The 16112-nt window shown below is 73.5% G+C and carries 12 protein-coding genes; 5 read left to right on the forward strand and 7 right to left on the reverse strand.

Annotation, left to right across the window (positions count from 1 at the left end; genetic code table 11):
- The first annotated feature begins 104 nt into the window (after positions 1–104).
- A complete protein-coding gene (locus ADK60_RS04795; RefSeq protein WP_053643502.1) occupies positions 105–1121 on the forward strand; it encodes an Acg family FMN-binding oxidoreductase in 1017 nt (338 codons plus the stop codon).
- On the opposite strand, the gene ADK60_RS04800 is transcribed toward ADK60_RS04795, so the two are convergent.
- Positions 1118–2833 (reverse strand): sensor histidine kinase, encoded by a 1716-nt coding sequence (locus tag ADK60_RS04800; protein WP_107094501.1) that lies wholly within the window; start codon positions 2831–2833, stop codon positions 1118–1120. The two genes, ADK60_RS04795 and ADK60_RS04800, sit on opposite strands and share 4 nt — an antisense overlap.
- 206 nt (positions 2834–3039) lie before the next feature.
- On the opposite strand from ADK60_RS04800, the gene ADK60_RS04805 reads away from it, so the two are divergent.
- Positions 3040–4083: a zinc-dependent alcohol dehydrogenase family protein gene (locus tag ADK60_RS04805; RefSeq protein WP_053643506.1), complete on the forward strand. Its 1044-nt coding sequence runs from the start codon at positions 3040–3042 to the stop codon at positions 4081–4083.
- Between the two features lie 31 nt (positions 4084–4114).
- The gene (locus ADK60_RS04810; RefSeq protein ID WP_045944109.1) at positions 4115–4795 is read left to right on the forward strand and encodes a pyridoxamine 5'-phosphate oxidase family protein; all 681 of its coding nucleotides are present in this window, start codon (positions 4115–4117) and stop codon (positions 4793–4795) included.
- Between the two features lie 122 nt (positions 4796–4917).
- Here ADK60_RS04810 and pflA read toward each other — a convergent pair whose 3' ends face one another.
- The 4 genes from pflA to ADK60_RS04830 all read right to left on the reverse strand — a co-directional run bounded on the left by pflA (position 4918) and on the right by ADK60_RS04830 (position 11821).
- Positions 4918–5691, reverse strand: coding sequence for a pyruvate formate-lyase-activating protein (pflA, locus tag ADK60_RS04815; protein WP_053643508.1), 774 nt, complete (start codon positions 5689–5691; stop codon positions 4918–4920).
- A 77-nt stretch (positions 5692–5768) separates the two neighbouring features.
- Complete coding sequence (pflB, locus tag ADK60_RS04820; protein WP_053643510.1) at positions 5769–8045, reverse strand: formate C-acetyltransferase; 2277 nt, start codon at positions 8043–8045, stop codon at positions 5769–5771.
- 14 nt (positions 8046–8059) lie between these two features.
- On the reverse strand, positions 8060–10708 hold the full coding sequence (gene adhE, locus ADK60_RS04825; protein ID WP_053643512.1) for a bifunctional acetaldehyde-CoA/alcohol dehydrogenase: 2649 nt from the start codon (positions 10706–10708) through the stop codon (positions 8060–8062).
- Positions 10709–10960: 252 nt separating this feature from the next.
- A complete protein-coding gene (locus ADK60_RS04830) occupies positions 10961–11821 on the reverse strand; it encodes a universal stress protein (protein WP_053643514.1) in 861 nt (286 codons plus the stop codon).
- Between the two features lie 422 nt (positions 11822–12243).
- Here ADK60_RS04830 and ADK60_RS04835 point away from each other — a divergent pair, with 422 nt between their 5' ends.
- Positions 12244–12849: a hypothetical protein gene (locus ADK60_RS04835; protein ID WP_053643516.1), complete on the forward strand. Its 606-nt coding sequence runs from the start codon at positions 12244–12246 to the stop codon at positions 12847–12849.
- A 156-nt stretch (positions 12850–13005) separates the two neighbouring features.
- On the forward strand, positions 13006–14718 hold the full coding sequence (locus tag ADK60_RS04840) for a GAF domain-containing sensor histidine kinase (protein ID WP_502687395.1): 1713 nt from the start codon (positions 13006–13008) through the stop codon (positions 14716–14718).
- Positions 14719–14779: 61 nt separating this feature from the next.
- Here ADK60_RS04840 and ADK60_RS04845 read toward each other — a convergent pair whose 3' ends face one another.
- Together ADK60_RS04845 and ADK60_RS04850 are read right to left on the reverse strand one after the other, a co-directional pair.
- Positions 14780–15163, reverse strand: a complete 384-nt coding sequence (locus ADK60_RS04845; protein ID WP_045944103.1) for a pyridoxamine 5'-phosphate oxidase family protein — start codon at positions 15161–15163, stop codon at positions 14780–14782.
- A 103-nt stretch (positions 15164–15266) separates the two neighbouring features.
- The gene (locus tag ADK60_RS04850) at positions 15267–15968 is read right to left on the reverse strand and encodes a response regulator (protein ID WP_053643520.1); all 702 of its coding nucleotides are present in this window, start codon (positions 15966–15968) and stop codon (positions 15267–15269) included.
- Positions 15969–16112: the final 144 nt, after the last annotated feature.

Consider the following 16112-nt stretch of genomic DNA (forward strand, 5'->3'; position numbering starts at 1 on the left):
CCGGCCCAAGCGCCGGCCGGGCGCCGGCCGCACGGTGGAGGTGAGGCAAGGAGCCTCGCCCCGCCCGTGCGGCCACGATGCCGCCAACACTTCCGGAGGCGGCCATGACCACCCTCGCCCTCGACGCCGCCGCGCTGGAGAGCCTCGTCGCCGCGGCGGTCGCGGCACCGTCGATCCACAACAGCCAGCCCTGGCGCTTCAGGCTCCGGCCGGAGAGCTCCGTCCTGGAGGTCCGCGCCGCCCGCGAACGGGCCCTTCCGGAGACGGACCCGGCGGGGCGCGCCCTGCACATCTCCGTCGGCGCGGCCGTGCTCAACCTGCGGGTCGCGGCCCGGCACCTCGGCTGGGCCCCGGAGGTCCGGCTGCTGCCGGACCCGTCCGATCCCGACCTCCTGGCCGGCGTGCGGCTGGACACGGCGGCAGCGGTCCGGCTTCCCGGCAGCGAGGCCCTGTACGAGGCGATCTGGCACCGCCACTCGATCCGCACGCCCTTCACGGGAGAGCCGGTCCCGCCGGCCGTCCTGGACGAGCTCGCGGTGGCCGCCCGCGCCGAGGACGCCCTCCTGGAGCTGCCCGACCACGAGGAGACGAACCGGATCCTGAGACTCACCTCGGAGGCGGAACGCCGCAACGCCACCGAACGGGGCCAGCGGGCCGAGGGCCGCAACTGGGTCCACAGCGGTGACCTGCTGCCCTACGGCATCCCCGCCCGGGCCCTCGGCCCGCAGGACCGCGACGCACGCCTGCCGATGCGGGACTTCACTGCCCTCCGTCCGGCCGGGCACGGGGTCTCCGCCACGTTCGAGGCCGAACCGCGGATCGCGGTGCTGGTGACCGGGCGCGACGAGCGGGCGGACTGGCTGCGCGCCGGGCTCGCCCTCGAACACGTCCTGCTCGCGGCCACCGTCCACGGGGTCCGGGCCTCGCTGCTCCACCAGGCCATGGAGTGGCCGTACCTGCGCTGGGCCACCCGCGAGCCCCACCACGGGCCCGGCCACGTGCAGATGCTGATCCGGCTCGGCTACGGCCCGGAGGGTGCCCCCGTGCCCCGCCTCGCGGTCCGCGACGTCCTCGAAACCGCAGCCGGGGAACCCCCTCCGATCCGGGGCGGGCGGAGCTAGGAATCCGCGAGCGGCACCCGCCAGACCAGTTCGGTGCCACCCTCGGCGCGGTTGCCCGCGGAGAACGTGCCGCCCAGGGCGGCGGCCCGTTCGGCGAGGTTGGCCAGGCCGCTGCGGCGCCCGCCCTCGGGCAGGCCGACGCCGTCGTCGGTGACGGTCAGCGTGAGGTCGGCCCCCGCGGTGAGGGAGACCTCGACGGACTCGGAGCCCGCGTGCCGGGCGGCGTTGGAGAGCGCCTCCTCCAGGACGGCCACCACCGCGTCGGCGAGCTCGCCCGGGACGGTGGCGTCGAGCAGGCCGGTCATCCGGACGGCGGGGGCGAAGCCGAGCGTCCGGGAGGCCCGCCCGACCACCTCGGTCACCCGGCCGCGCAGCCCGGTGGCGGCGGGGCCCGTCTCCCGCATGCGCAGGCCGAAGATGGTGGCGCGGATCGTCCTGGCCGTCTCGTCGAGGTCGTCGATGGCCCGCAGGACGCGATCGGTCGCCTCCGGGTGGTCCATGAAGCGGATGGCGCCCTGCAGCGTCATCCCGGTCGCGAACAGGCGCTGGACAGCGAGGTCGTGCAGGTCCCTGGCGATCCGGTCGCGGTCCTGGAGCAGCGCGATCTGTTCGGATTCCCGGCGCCGTTCGGCGAGTTCCATCGCCACCGCGGCCTGGCCGGCGAAGCCCAGCAGCGGCCTGGACTCGTCCTCGCCGAACAGCGGGGATCCGGCCGCCCGGGCGAGCATCAGCACACCCCGGACGCCGTGCTCGACGGTGCCGATCGGCACCGCGACGGCCGGGCCGAGCCCTCCCCAGCGCGGAGGCCCGGCCGTGACCCTCGGATCCGTCCGCACGTCGGCGCTGGTGACCAGCCCTCCCGCGAGAACGGCCGCCCCGGCGAAGGAACCCTTCACCGGGACGACCAGGCCCCGGTGCTGCTGCTCGCCCACGCCGGCGGCGGTACGGACCTCCAGTTCGTCGGTCTTCGGGCGCGGTTGGGCGATCACGGCCAGGTCCGCCCCGGCGATCTCGGTGGCCCGGGACACCAGGAGGTCGAGCACCTCGTGCTCCGGGCTGCCGGACAGCAGCCTGCTGGTGATCTCCGCGCTCGCCGCCAGCCACCGCTCTCGCACCCGGGCCTGCGCGTAGAGCCGGGCGTTGTCGATGGCCACCCCGGCCGCGACCGCGAGGGTGGCGAGAACCGACTCGTCGTCGGCGTCGAACCCGCCGCCCCCGCGCTTCTCGGTGAGGTAGAGGTTGCCGAACACCTTGCCCCGGATCCGGATCGGGACGCCGAGGAAGGTGCTCATCGGCGGGTGATGGGCCGGGAAGCCGTACGAGGCGGGGTGATCGGCGATCCGGGCGAGCCGCAGCGGCTCGGGGTGCCGGATCAGCTCACCGAGCACCCCGTGCCCGGACGGCAGCTCGCCGATCAGCTCCACCCGGTCGTCGGGGATCCCCACCGGGACGAACTGCGACAGCCGCTGGTCCTCCCCGACGACCCCCAGCGCGCCGTACTCGGCGTCCACCAGGGTCACGGCGGCCTCCACGATGTGCCGGAGCGCCTGGGACAGCTCCAGGTCGCGGCCGACCGCCAGCACCGCTTCCAGCAGGCTGTGCACCCGGTCGCGCGTCCCGCGGGCGGCGTCCAGCCGGGCCTGGAGTTCGTCGAGGAGTTCGTCCAGCCGGAGCCGCGGGACCGGGGCGGAGCCCTCCGGTTCGGTGTCCACGGTGCCCTCCACGGTCGCATCCGGTTCCGTTGATCAGCCTAGACACCCGGGCCCGGGTGCGCGGTCCGGGAGGACGGCGGAACAGGGCCGAACGGCCCACCCCTGCGGGCCCGCGGGGCCCATCGCGCGGACCCTGGCAGAGCGGACGCTGGAGGGGAACGCGGAACCGGTACCGCCGCTCCGCCGCCCGAGAGGAGTGACCGGGAATGAAGGCACTGACCTACCACGGACCGGGCCGGCGTACCTGGGGCGAGGTCCCCGACCCTGTCGTCCACGACCCCGAGGACGCGATCGTCCGCGTCGACGCGGTCACCGTCTGCGGCACCGACCTGCACATCCTCAAGGGCGACGTCCCCGAGGTCACCGAGGGACGCGTGCTGGGCCACGAGGCCGTCGGCACCGTCACCGAGACCGGTTCCGGTGTACGCACCGTGGCGGCCGGTGACCGCGTCCTGGTCTCCTGCATCTCCGCCTGCGGCCGCTGCTCCTACTGCCGCGCCGCGAGCTACGGCCAGTGCACCGGAGGCGGCGGCTGGATCCTCGGCCACCTCGTCGACGGCTGCCAGGCCGAGTACGTGCGCACCCCGTTCGCCGACACCTCCCTGCACAGGCTGCCCGGGGCCGTGACCGACGAGGACGCCCTGCTGCTCGCCGACATCCTGCCGACGTCCTACGAGGTCGGTGTCCGCAACGGCCGGGTCGGACCGGGCGACACCGTGGTGATCGTGGGCGCCGGGCCGATCGGACTCGCCGCGATCCTCACCGCCCGGCTCTACAGTCCGGCCCGGATCATCGCCGTCGACCTCGCGCGGAGCCGCCTCGACGCGGCCGAGCGGTTCGGTGCCGACACCACGCTCACCGTGGCCGACGCCACCCCGGAGGCGCTGCGGGAGCTGAGCCGGGACGGGCTGGGGGCCGATGTCGCGATCGAGGCGGTCGGAGTGCCCGACTCCTTCGAACTGTGCACCCGGGCGGTGCGTCCGGGAGGGCGGGTGGCCAACGTCGGAGTGCACGGCAAGCCCGCCGTCCTGCACCTGGAAGACCTGTGGATCCGTGACGTCACCATCACCACCGGCCTGGTCGACACCCGCAGCACCCCGATGCTGCTGGACATGCTGGCCGCCGGCCGGCTGGACGTCTCCGGCCTGGTCACCCACCGCTTCGGCCTCGACGAGATGCAGGACGCCTACGACGTCTTCGCCGATGCGGGCGGCAACGACGCCCTCAAGGTCGCACTCTTCCGGACGTGACCCGCACGCACCACAAGTCGAGGAGCCCACCGTGACCCGCATTCCCGATCTCGAAGCCGTCCGGCGGGCGAACGCCGTCGACGTGGCGCGCCGGATCGACGAACGGCGACGCCAACTCGGTGTCGACGAGGCGGCACTGGCCCGCGAGGCCGCCATGGCGCCCTCCTACCTGCGGCACCTGCTGGAGGCCGGGCCCGGTTTCGACGCCGCCGGGTTCGTCCGGGTGGCGGCCGTGCTCCGCATGACCTGGACGGACCTCCTGGAGGACCGGCCGGACGCCCCGCCGGGGCAGTCGGAGCCCGCGGCCGGGGCGAGGCCGCTGCTGAGGCACCTCACCGAGCCCGAGTGCTGGGACCTGGTCGGCATCCGCGGGCTGGGCCGGGTGGGCCTTCCCGCTGATGCGGGGCCGTCGGTCTACCCGGTGAACTACGCCGTCGACCGGCAGACGATCGTCTACCGCACCTCGCCCCGCGGTGCGGCCGCACCGCCGGAGAACTCGCCGGTGTCGTTCCAGATCGACCACCTCGACGACCGGCTGAGCGAGGGGTGGAGCGTGCTGATGCTCGGCACGGCGCACCACGTCGAGGACGCCGACGAGCAACAACGGCTCCTCCGCCTGCCGGGGGCCACCCCGTGGGCGGGCGGCAGCCGCCCCTTGTGGGTTCGCGTCGTCCCCAACGAGGTCACCGGCCGCCGTATCGGCGGGGGATGAGCGGCCGTCGTCCTCGGGCTCGCCGGCCCCCCCCGGGTGGGGGCACTCCGCGAGGGGCCACCACCGGTCCGGCGGCCGTCCGGTCGGGGCGGCCGCGGATGCCGGTCACCGGTCGGCGCCGGTCAGACGGTGTACAGGCCGTGTGCCTCGAAGACGGCGCGGGCCTCGGCGGTCCGGCCGGCGGTGGGCACCGGGGTGTCGGCGAGCGGGAAGTCGAGGCCGAGGGCGCGCCACTTGGCGGCGCCGAGTCTGTGGAAGGGCAGGACGTCGACCCGGGTGACGTTGCCGAGCGAGGCGGTGAAGGCGGCGACGCCCTCGATGTTCTCGGCGGCGTCGGTCAGGTGCGGGACGAGGACGAAGCGGACCCGGACCTCGGTGCCGAGGGCGGCCAGACGGCGGGCGAACTCCAGGGTGGGGGCGAGTTCCTGCCCGGTCAGGCGGCGGTACAGCGCGTCGTCCCAGGACTTGATGTCGAGCAGGACGAGGTCGGTGTCGGCGAGCAGCGCGTCGGTGGCGCGGGCGCCGAGGAAGCCCGAGGTGTCCAGCGCGGTGTGCAGGCCGAGTTCGTGCTTGAAGCGGTGCAGCAGTTCGCCGGTGAGCTCGGGCTGGAGGAGCGGCTCGCCGCCGCTCACGGTCGCGCCGCCGCCGGAGGCGCGGATGAACGTCGTGTACTTGGCGGCTTCGCGGACGATCCCGTCGGCGGAGGAGGGTTGTCCGTCGCGCATGCGGCGGGTGTCGGGGTTGTGGCAGTACAGGCAGCGCAGCGGGCAGCCGGCGAGGAAGGCGACGAAACGGGTGCCGGGGCCGTCGACGCCCGTCGACAGGTCCCAGGAGTGCAGTGTGCCGGTCACCGGGCGCGGACGGGCGGCGCGGCCGGCCGGGGTGGGCTCGGTCATGAGTGTGCTCCTGCGGCAGGGCGGGGTGCCGGCGCCCCGGTCGGGGAGGCGTCGGCACCGCGCGGGGGTGGTCGGGGCTACAGCGCGTCGTGGAAGGTGCGGCCGATCACGTCGAGCTGCTGCTCGCGGGTGAGGCGGACGAAGTTGACCGCGTAGCCGCTGACCCGGATCGTCAGCTGCGGGTACTTCTCCGGGTGGGCCATGGCGTCCACGAGGGTGTCCCGGTTCAGGACGTTGACGTTCATGTGGAAGCCGTGGCAGGCGACGTAGCCGTCCAGTACGCCGACCAGGTTGGTGATCCGCTCCGCCCCGGTGCGGCCCAGGGCGTCCGGGGCGACGGTGTTGGTGAGCGAGATGCCGTCCTCGGCGTGCTCGTACGGCAGCTTGGCGACGGACAGGGCGCTGGCCACGTAGCCGTGGCGGTCGCGCCCGTTCATCGGGTTGGCACCGGGGGAGAACGGTTCGCCGGCCCTGCGCCCGTCCGGGGTGTTGCCGGTCTTCCGGCCGTAGACCACGTTGGAGGTGATGGTCAGCACGGACTGGGTGTGCTCGGCGCCGCGGTAGGTGGGGTGCCGGCGGACCTTGCCCATGAACTCCTCGACCAGCCGGACCGCGATCGCGTCCACGCGGTCGTCGTTGTTGCCGTAGGCCGGGGGGTCGCCCTCGACCAGGTAGTCGGTGACCAGCCCGGTGGCGTCCCGCACCGGGGTCACCTTCGCGTACTCGATCGCGGCGAGCGAGTCGGCGGCCACCGCGAGCCCGGCGATGCCGCAGGCCATGGTGCGCCTGACGTCCCGGTCGTGCAGGGCCATTTCGAGCCGCTCGTAGGCGTACCGGTCGTGCATGTAGTGGATGACGTTCAACGCGTGGACGTACGTCTCGGCGAGCCAGTCCAGTTGCTCGTCGAAGCGCGCCAGCACCTCCTCGTGGTCGAGCACGTCCCCGCCGACCGGGGCGGTGGCCGGGCCGACCTGTTCGCCGGTCCTCTCGTCCCGGCCGCCGTTGATCGCGTAGAGCAGCGTCTTGGCGAGATTGACCCGGGCGCCGAAGAACTGCATCTGCTTGCCGACCTCCATGGCGGAGACGCAGCAGGCGATCGCGGTGTCGTCGCCGAAGCGCGGACGCATCAGCTCGTCCGACTCGTACTGCACCGCGGAGGTGTCGATCGACACCCGCGCGCAGAACTCCTTGAACCCCCGGGGAAGTCGCGGGGACCAGAGGACGGTCATGTTCGGCTCGGGGGCCGGTCCGAGGTTGTACAGGGTCTGCAGGTAGCGGAACGACGTCCGGGTGACCAGGGTGCGGCCGTCCGTGCCCATGCCGCCGATCGACTCGGTGACCCAGGTCGGGTCGCCGGAGAACAGCTCGTCGTACTCGGGGGTGCGCAGGAAGCGGACGATCCGCAGCTTGATGACGAAGTCGTCCACCAGCTCCTGGGCCTGCTGCTCGGTCAGGACTCCGGCGTCCAGGTCGCGCTGGAGGTAGACGTCCAGGAAGGTCGAGGTGCGGCCGAGGGACATGGCCGCGCCGTTCTGCTCCTTGACCGCCGCCAGGTAGGCGAAGTACAGCCACTGGACGGCCTCCCGGCCGGTGCGGGCCGGCCCGGAGAGGTCGTGCCCGTAGGCCGAGGCCATCTCCTTGAGTTCGTCGAGGGCCCGGATCTGCTCGGCGAGTTCCTCGCGCTCGCGGATCGTCTCCTCCAGCCGAGCCGGATCGCGCGGGGCGGCGTCCAGCTCGGACTTCTCGGCGAGCTTGGCCCCGATCAGCCGGTCCACGCCGTAGAGGGCGACGCGGCGGTAGTCGCCGATGATCCGGCCGCGTCCGTAGGAGTCGGGCAGGCCGGTGATGATGCCGGCCCGGCGGGCGGCCCGGATCTCGGGAGTGTAGGCGTCGAAGACCCCGGCGTTGTGGGTCTTGCGGTACCGCGTGAAGGTCGTCTCCAGCTGCGGGTCGACCGGGTAGCCGTAGGTCCTCAGTGCTCCCGCGACCATCCGCCAGCCGCCGTTGGGCATGATCGCGCGCTTGAGCGGGGCGTCGGTCTGGAGCCCGACGATCAGCTCCCGTTCCCGGTCGATCCAGCCAGGGGCGTGTGCGGTGATGGTGGACGGGATGTCGTGCGCGACGTCGTACACGCCCTTGGCGCGCTCCTCGGGGAAGCGGTCGGTGATCCGCCGCCACACCTCGGTGGTCCGTCCGGTGGGGCCGGTCAGGAAGCCGGCGTCGCCCTCGTAGGGGGTGTAGTTGTGCTGGATGAAGTCGCGGACGTCGATGGCGTCCCGCCAGGCTTCACCGCGGAAGCCCTCCCAGGCCGGGGCCGGGGCGGGGGCCGGGTGCGTGTGCGGTGCGGTGGTCATCTCGGTTTCCCTTCTCAGGCCTGGTCGCCGTAGTACGCCTGGCGCATCAGCCGCTGCATGTCGGCGAGCATCGGCATCCGGGGGTTGGCGGGGGCGCACTGGTCCTCGTAGGCGTTCATCGCCTGCTGCGGCAGGGCCGCGAGGAAGGCCGCCTCGTCGACGCCCGCGTCCTTGAAGGAGCGCGGGATGCCGGCCCGGTCGCGCAGGTCCTCGACCGCCGCCGCGAGCGACTCGACGCCCTGCTCCGGGGTCCCGGCGGGCAGGCCGAGCATCCGGGCGATCGCCCGGTAGCGCTCGGGGGCCACGTAGCTGCGGTACTTCGGCCAGCCGGTGACCTTGCTCGGAGCGGAGCCGTTCCAGCGGATGACGTGCGGCAGCAGCAGCGCGTTGGTGCGGCCGTGCGCCACGTGGAAGGTGGCGCCCAGGGTGTGCGCCATGGCGTGGACGGCGCCGAGGAACGCCGAGCCGAAGGCCATGCCGGCGATGGTCCCGGCGTTGTGCATCCTCTCCCGGGCCTCCGGGTCGTCCGGGCCGTCGGTCACGGCCCGCTCCAGGTTCTCGAAGATCAGCCGGATGCCCTGGAGGGCCAGTCCGTCGGTGAAGTCGTTGGCGTAGACCGAGACGTAGGTCTCGATGCAGTGCGTCAGGGCGTCGAAGCCGGTGTCGGCGGTCACGTCCTTCGGCAGCCGGGTGGTCAGCGCCGGGTCGACGATGGCCACGCTCGGGGTCAGCGCGTAGTCCGCCAGCGGGTACTTCTGGCCGGTGGCGGTGTCGGTGATCACCGCGAACGGGGTGACCTCGCTGCCGGTGCCCGAGGTGGTGGGGATGCACACCAGCTTCGCCTTCTCGCCCAGGTCGGGGAAGGTGAAGGCGCGCTTGCGGATGTCGAAGAACTTCTCCTTCAGGTCGGCGAACTCGACCTCCGGGTGCTCGTACATCAGCCACATCACCTTGGCCGCGTCCATCGGCGACCCGCCGCCCAGCGCGATGATGGTGTCCGGCTCGAACTCCCGCATCAGCTCGGCGCCCCTGCGCACCGTGTCGATGCTCGGGTTGGGCTCGACGTAGTCGACCACCCGCACCTCGACCGGCTCCCGGCGGCGGTCGAGCACGCCCCGGATCCGCTCCAGGTGGCCGATCGCCACCATGGTGTGGTCGGTGACGACGACGATCCGGTGCGCGTTCGGCATGCTCGCCAGGTACTTGACGGAGTTGCGCTCGAAGAAGATCTTCGGCGGGACCTTGAACCACTGCATGTTGGTGTTGCGCCGCCCGACCCGCTTGATGTTGAGGAGGTTCACCGCCGAGACGTTCCCGGCGACGGAGTTGTGCCCGTAGCTGCCGCAGCCCAGGGTCAGCGAGGGGGTGAAGGCGTTGTAGACGTCGCCGATGCCGCCCTGCGAGCTCGGCGCGTTCCAGATGATTCGGCAGGCCTTGACCGCGTGCCCGAACTCCTCGACGAATGCCGCGTCCCGGGTGTGCACCGCGGCGGAGTGGCCGAGCCCGTCGAACTCCACCATCGAGGCAGCCAGTTCGACACCCTCCCGGCGCGAGCCCGCGGTCAGGACGGCCAGCACGGGGCAGAGCTTCTCCCGGGTCAGGGGCTCGGAGGGGCCGACCCGCTCGCAGTCGGCCAGGATCACCGAGGTGTCGGCCGGCACCCCGAAGCCCGCCGCCTCCGCGATCTGCACGGCCGAGCGGCCCACCACCGCCGCGTTCAGCCGGCCGCCGGAGCAGGCCGCTCCGCCGACGACGCCGAACAGGTACCGCTCCAGCAGCGCCTTCTCCTCGGCGCTCGCGTGGTGCGCCTTGAGCCGCCGGAACTCGACCAGGGCCTCCGCACGGATCTCCGCGTCGAGGACGACGGCCTGCTCGGAGGCACAGATCATGCCGTTGTCGAAGGTCTTCGACAGCACGATGTCGTTCACGGCCTGCTGGAGGTCCGCGCTCCGCTCGACGTACGCGGGGACGTTGCCCGCACCGACGCCCAGGGCCGGCTTCCCGCAGGAGTACGCGGCCCGGACCATCCCGTTGCCGCCGGTGGCGAGGACGGTGGCGACGTCCGGATGCTTCATCAGTTCGGCGGTGGCCGCCATCGACGGCTTCTCGATCCACTGGATGCAGTGCGCCGGAGCCCCTGCCGCGACCGCCGCGTCCCGGACCGTCCTGGCCGCCTCGGCGGAGCAGCGCTGCGCCGAGGGGTGGAAGGCGAAGACGATGGGATTGCGGGTCTTCAGCGCCAGCAGGCACTTGAAGATCACGGTCGAGGTCGGGTTGGTCACGGGGGTGATGCCGGCCACGACACCGACCGGTTCGGCGATCTCCACGATGCCGTCGATCTCGTCCCGGTGCACCACCCCGACCGTCTTCGTCCGGGCCATCACATGGGTGACGTTCTCGCAGGCGAAGACGTTCTTGACCGCCTTGTCCTCGAAGACCCCGCGCCCGGTCTCCTCCACGGCCAGGGCCGCGAGCGCCGTGTGCCGGGCCAGCGCGGCCAGTGAGGCCTTCTTGACGATGTGGTCGACCTGTTCCTGGGTGAAGGGGCCGTACTCCCGCAGGGCCGTCAGGGCGTTCGCGACCAGCGGTTCGACCGTGCCGGGACCGGTGGGCGGGTTGCCGGCGGGGGACTGCTCGGCCGCGTTCGTGGGGCGAGGGGACATGGTGGACTACCTCTCCGGGGCATCGTCCGGCTGCGGGGCGCCGGCGGGACCGCGGGCGCCTTCTGTTCAAGGGTTTCTCGTGCGGGGCGGGGACGGACCGGCCCTTCGGGACCCGGATCCGGTCCGAAGGTCCCTGCCGCGGAACGCAGTCGGTCCCGGTGCGGCCGTCCGGCGCGGAAGGCGGTCCGGCACCCGGGGCGGCGTCGGCGGCGGTGGCGCCACGGCGACGCGGCGCCCGCCGCCGCCCTCCGTTCAGTCGTGCGGCACGACGGCGACGGGGCTGTGCGCGTGGTGGAGCACCGACTGCGTCACCGACCCCAGCCGGGGCGCCGCCACCTGGTGCCTGGGAGTACGCCGTCCGAGCACGACCAGGGAGGCGCTGCGGGAGGCCTCCACCAGGGCCCTGGCGGGACTCCAGGCGCAGACCTCCGCCTCCGCACGGACGTCGGGGTACTTCTCCCGCCAACGGGACAGGGCGTCCCGCAGGCGCAGCTGCTCGGCGGCCGCCAGCGACTCCCTGATCTGCCGTTGGTCGACGGGGGCCTCGGTCGCGTACGGGCCGTACGACGTGGTCCGGCTCTCCACCACCCGCAGTGCCGACCCGGTGTCGGCCGCGTGCCGGAAGGCGAAGTCGAGTACGGCGTCGCACGGCCGGTCGCCCGCCACGCCCACGACGACGTCGGCGGACGGTTCCGCCGGTCCGTCCTCCCCGGCGCGGACCAGCACGACGGGGCAGGTGGCGCGGGCCGCGGTCCGCAGTCCCACCGAGCCGACCAGCAGGCCGGTGAAGCCGCCGAGGCCGCGCGAGCCGAGGACCAGAAGCTCCGCCCGCCCGCCGACGCCGGTGAGCGTCTCCGCCGGATGCCCGGGCCAGATCTCGAAGGACACCTCCAGCCGGGGCAGCGCGGCCGCGACGCGGTCGCGGATCTCCGCGATCGGTTCCGGAACCACGGTGTCACCGCCGAGATCCCGCTCCAGGGCGTCGAACTCCGTTCCCGCGACGTGGACGATGTGCAGCCCGAGCCCCCTGCGGTCGGCCTCCCCGGCCGCCCACGCGGCCGCCGCCGCGCTCTGTTCCGAACCGTCGATCCCCACCACCACACCGTGCGACATGACTGTGACCTCCCTGGTCCCGGCCGGCCGTGGCGCCGGTGCGCACGGTCCCGTCCGGCGACCAGCGTCCCGCCGGCCGACGACCCGGCCACAGGGGCCGAGCAGCCCCACCTCGGTACCGAAGGTCCCGGTGCGGGCGGTGTCCCGGGGAGAACCGACCGCACCGGGACCGTCGTTCCGGCAATCGGGACCAACGGCCCGCAGACCGGTGGGTCGCCGACGGTGCAGGCTTCGAGCAGTCGCCGGGGCCGCGATCGCAACGATCGTCCGCGTCGCCCTCCTCACCGCAGGCGGCACTGCCGCGGGCGCTCGGCCCGGGCAGCCCCGAAATTCTGCTCAGCCAGAGTCGGTACCGGGAGCGCCGGCGCACCGGCTCGAACGGACCGTCACCGCCGAACCACCTCAGCAGAGGAGAACCGATCATGGCCACCCAGCACGCCCACACGCCCCTGGCGCCCCACCGCTCCACCTTCCGTCGCACCGTGGCCCGGCAGACCGCCGCCCGCACCGTGTCGGCCACGGCCGCCGCCCTCGCCGCCGTCCGGATCGCACTGGGGGCGGTCTTCCTCTGGGCCTTCCTCGACAAGACCTTCGGCCTCGGCTACGCCACCGCCGACGGCCGTGCCTGGGTCGACGGGGCCTCACCCGCCAAGGGCTTCCTGAGCCATGTCGCGGCGGGGCCGTTCCGCGGGACCTTCCACGCCATGGCCGGCCAGGCCTGGGTGGACTGGATGTTCATGCTGAGCCTCCTCGGCCTCGGTCTCGCGCTGATCGGTGGCATCGGGCTGCGGATCGCCGCGGTGGGGGGCACGGCCCTGCTCGCCCTGATGTGGGCCGCCGAGTGGCCGCCCGCCCGCCACTTGGCCGACGGCGCCGCGAGCGGATCCACCAATCCGCTGCTCGACTACCACGTCCTCTACGCCCTGGTCCTCGTCGTCCTGGCGGTGACCGGCTCCGGCGCCACCTGGGGCCTCGGCCGCCGCTGGGCGGAGCTTCCGGTGGTCCGCGGCAACGCCTGGCTCCGCTGACCTCCGCGCACCACCACCGCCCCCGGGCCGGCCGCGACCTCCGTCGCGGCCGGCCCGTCTGCTTGCCGGGTACCCGGTGCGGGGTCGGGCGCTGTCACGACGTAACCGTCGTCTGCCAGAATCGACCGGCCGATGGCATGGGACGAGGAGGCTCGCGTGGGTGGGGACGAGGTCAGGTCGCGGATCCCGCAGCTGAGGCTGGACGAGCTGCTGGAGGAGTTGCAGGCGAGGATCGACGCGGCCCGGGGCACCCGGGACCGGGTGCACAGCCTGCTGGAGGTCGTCCTGTCGGTGGGCCGGGAGCTGGACCTGACGCAGGTGCTCCGGCGCATCGTGGAGGCGGCCGCCGTACTGGTGGACGCCCGGTATGCGGCGCTCGGGGTGATCGGCCCCGACGGCGAGACGCTCTCGCAGTTCCTCACGGTGGGACTGTCCGAGGAGGAGATCGAGCGGATCGGCCCCTATCCGACGGGCCGGGGCCTGCTGGGGGAGCTGATCCGCCGACCGGAGCCGCTGCGGCTGGCGGACCTCTCGGAGCACCCGTCGTCGTACGGCTGCCCGGTGCACCACCCGGTGATGCGGGCGTTCCTCGGGGTGCCGGTGCGGGTGCGCGAGGAGGTGTTCGGCAACCTGTACCTGACCGACAAGCGCTCCGGCGAGGAGTTCGACACCGACGACGAGTCGGTGATCTCCACGCTGGCGGTGGCGGCCGGCGTGGCGATCGACAACGCCCGGCTGTACGAGGAGGCGCAGCGTCAGCAGCGCTGGCTCGGCACGAGTGCGGAGATCACCCGCGGTCTGCTGTCGGGCGGGTCCCGTTCGGAGGTGGTCGAGCTGATCGCGCGTCGGGCGCGGGAGATCACCGGTGCCGAGCTCTCGGACGTCTCGGTGCCCGTTCCGGGGACCGGGACGATGCGGGTGGAGCTGGCGCTGGGCGGGGACGCGGCCGCGAGGCTGGGCCTGGACGTGCCGCTGGAGGGCACGCTGGCGGGTGAGGCGTGCGCGCAGGGTACTCCGGCGGCCACGGTGGACCTGGCCGGCGATCCGCGGTTCCCGGCCGGGCCGTGGCGCTACGACGGTCTCGGACCGGCGGTGGCCGTGCCGCTGGGCCGGGCGGGCGGTCCGGTGGACGGCGTGCTGCTGCTGGCGCGGCGGACGGCGGAGTCGGCGTTCACGGACCGGGAGATCGGCCCGCTGCTGGGCTTCGCGGACCAGGCGGCGCTGGCGCTGGAGCTGGCCGAGCGCCGCCGGGACGCGGAGCAGTTGGTGATGCTGGAGGACCGGGACCGGATCGCCCGTGATCTGCACGACCTGGCGATCCAGCGGCTGTTCGCGACGGGGATGACGCTGCAGAGCGCGGCCCGGCTGATCGACCACAGCGGAGCCTCGGACCGGGTACTGAGGGCGGTGGGGGACCTGGACGAGACGATCAAGATCATCCGGTCCACGATCTTCGGGCTGCGGGCGCGTGCGGAGGAGGGCGCCCAGGGGCTGCGGTCGCGGGTGGTACGAGTGGCCGAGGAGGCGCAGGCGGTCCTGGGCTTCCAGCCCCGGCTGAGCATGGAGGGCCTGCTCGACACCGATGTGTCGGCGGAGGTGGCCGACCATGTGGTGGCGGTCCTGGGCGAGGCGCTGAGCAACGCGGCCCGGCACGCGCGCGCCGGGCGGGTCGAGGTGGTGCTGCAGGCGACCGGGTCGCGGGTGGAGCTCACGGTGCAGGACGACGGGGTGGGCATCGCGGACCAGGGGCGGCGAAGCGGCCTGCGCAACCTCGCGGAACGTGCCGAGAGCCTGGGGGGCGTCTTCGAGCTGGCGAGCCCCGGGTCCGGTGGTACCAGGTTGGCCTGGTCGGTGCCCCTGGTGCACTGACCCGGTGCTCGGGGAGGGCGTTCGAGGTCCGGAACGCCGAGGCCCGAACACCGGGGTCCGGTCAGGGCCGGGCCGGGCGCGTCGACGGGAACAGGCGGCCGCTGACCAGTTCGGGGAGGATCCGGACGGTGACCGTGTCGGTCGGACTGTCCGCCGGCCGATCCGGTACGACGTCGGCGCGGCCGAGGACGGTCACGCTCCAGCCGCTGCCCTCGGCGGCGTCGAGCTCTCCTGCCTCGAAGGCGACGATCGCGCCGGACACGGCGCGGACCAGCTCGGACCCGGCGCCGGCGTTCAGCAGCACGCTGCCGTCGGCGCCGAGGCTGTAACGGGCGGGCTGGACGGCGGGCAGCGCATCGACGGTGTAGACGACGCGGCCGACCGCGAGGCCGGCGAGGCGTCGTCGGCATTCCCACTCGTCCAGCGTCGTGGAGTGAGGTGTCATGACATCGATGGTGCCTGCGCACCGGGTGCCGGAGGAGAGGCCGTTGGTCCCCGGTGAGCTGCCGATCGGACCTGCCCGGTCGGGTGTCCCGGGCCGGGCAGGCTCAGCGGCCGGGCCGCCCGCTCGGCCGGGTCGGGTCGGCCGGGGTCCGGGTGGCGATCAGGGCGGCCTGGACACGCCGTTCCACGCCGAGTTTGGCCAGCAAACGGGAGATGTGGTTCTTGACGGTCTTCTCGGCGAGGTAGAGCCGCTGGCCGATCTGGCGATTGGTGAGCCCCTCGCCGATCAGGGCCAGGACCTCCCGCTCGCGCTCGGTGAGCTGGGGCAGGTCGGAGCTCGGCGCGGGCGCGGTGTCGCCGCGCAGGCGGGCCATCAGCCGGGTGGTGGCGCCGGGGTCGAGCATCGACTGGCCGGAGGCGACGGTGCGGACGGCGGAGACGAGGTCGGTGCCGCTGATCTGCTTGAGGACGTAGCCGGAGGCCCCGGCCATGATGGCGTCCAGAAGTGCCTCCTCGTCGTCGAAGGAGGTGAGGATCAGGCAGGCCAGGTCGGGCATCCGCGAGCGCAGTTCGCGGCAGACGGTCACCCCGTCGCCGTCCGGCAGCCGCATGTCGAGAATCGCGACGTCGGGGCGCAGCGCGGGGACGCGGGCGAGCGCCTGCTCGACGGTGGCGGCCTCGCCGACCACCTGGAGGTCGGGCTCGGCGTCCAGCAGGTCGTGGACGCCCCGGCGGACCACCTCGTGGTCGTCCATCAGGAACACCTTGACCGGGCCGCGCGCCCCGGTCGCCGGACTCTCCGTCATCACCACTCCAACCCCGTGGGCCCGCCCTGGTGGCGGGTCGTGTGGAACCACCGCGAAGTCTGGCGTGACCGGGGGTGGTTCCGATAGGGCCGGACGGCCCTGTTTCGGCCGGGGAGCAGGGGAGCAGGGGAGCAGGGGCGCAGG

Source organism: Streptomyces sp. XY431, from assembly GCF_001279805.1.
GTDB classification, from domain to species: Bacteria; Actinomycetota; Actinomycetes; order Streptomycetales; family Streptomycetaceae; genus Kitasatospora; species Kitasatospora purpeofusca.

Coding starts and splice junctions, on each gene's coding strand:
- ADK60_RS04835 (WP_053643516.1), top strand. CDS start 12,244: ATGGCCACCCAGCACGCCCACACGCCCCTGGCGCCCCACCGCTCCACC.
- ADK60_RS04845 (WP_045944103.1), bottom strand. CDS start 15,163: ATGACACCTCACTCCACGACGCTGGACGAGTGGGAATGCCGACGACGC.
- pflA (WP_053643508.1), bottom strand. CDS start 5,691: ATGACCGAGCCCACCCCGGCCGGCCGCGCCGCCCGTCCGCGCCCGGTG.
- adhE (WP_053643512.1), bottom strand. CDS start 10,708: ATGTCCCCTCGCCCCACGAACGCGGCCGAGCAGTCCCCCGCCGGCAAC.
- ADK60_RS04850 (WP_053643520.1), bottom strand. CDS start 15,968: ATGACGGAGAGTCCGGCGACCGGGGCGCGCGGCCCGGTCAAGGTGTTC.
- ADK60_RS04830 (WP_053643514.1), bottom strand. CDS start 11,821: ATGTCGCACGGTGTGGTGGTGGGGATCGACGGTTCGGAACAGAGCGCG.
- ADK60_RS04795 (WP_053643502.1), top strand. CDS start 105: ATGACCACCCTCGCCCTCGACGCCGCCGCGCTGGAGAGCCTCGTCGCC.
- ADK60_RS04805 (WP_053643506.1), top strand. CDS start 3,040: ATGAAGGCACTGACCTACCACGGACCGGGCCGGCGTACCTGGGGCGAG.
- pflB (WP_053643510.1), bottom strand. CDS start 8,045: ATGACCACCGCACCGCACACGCACCCGGCCCCCGCCCCGGCCCCGGCC.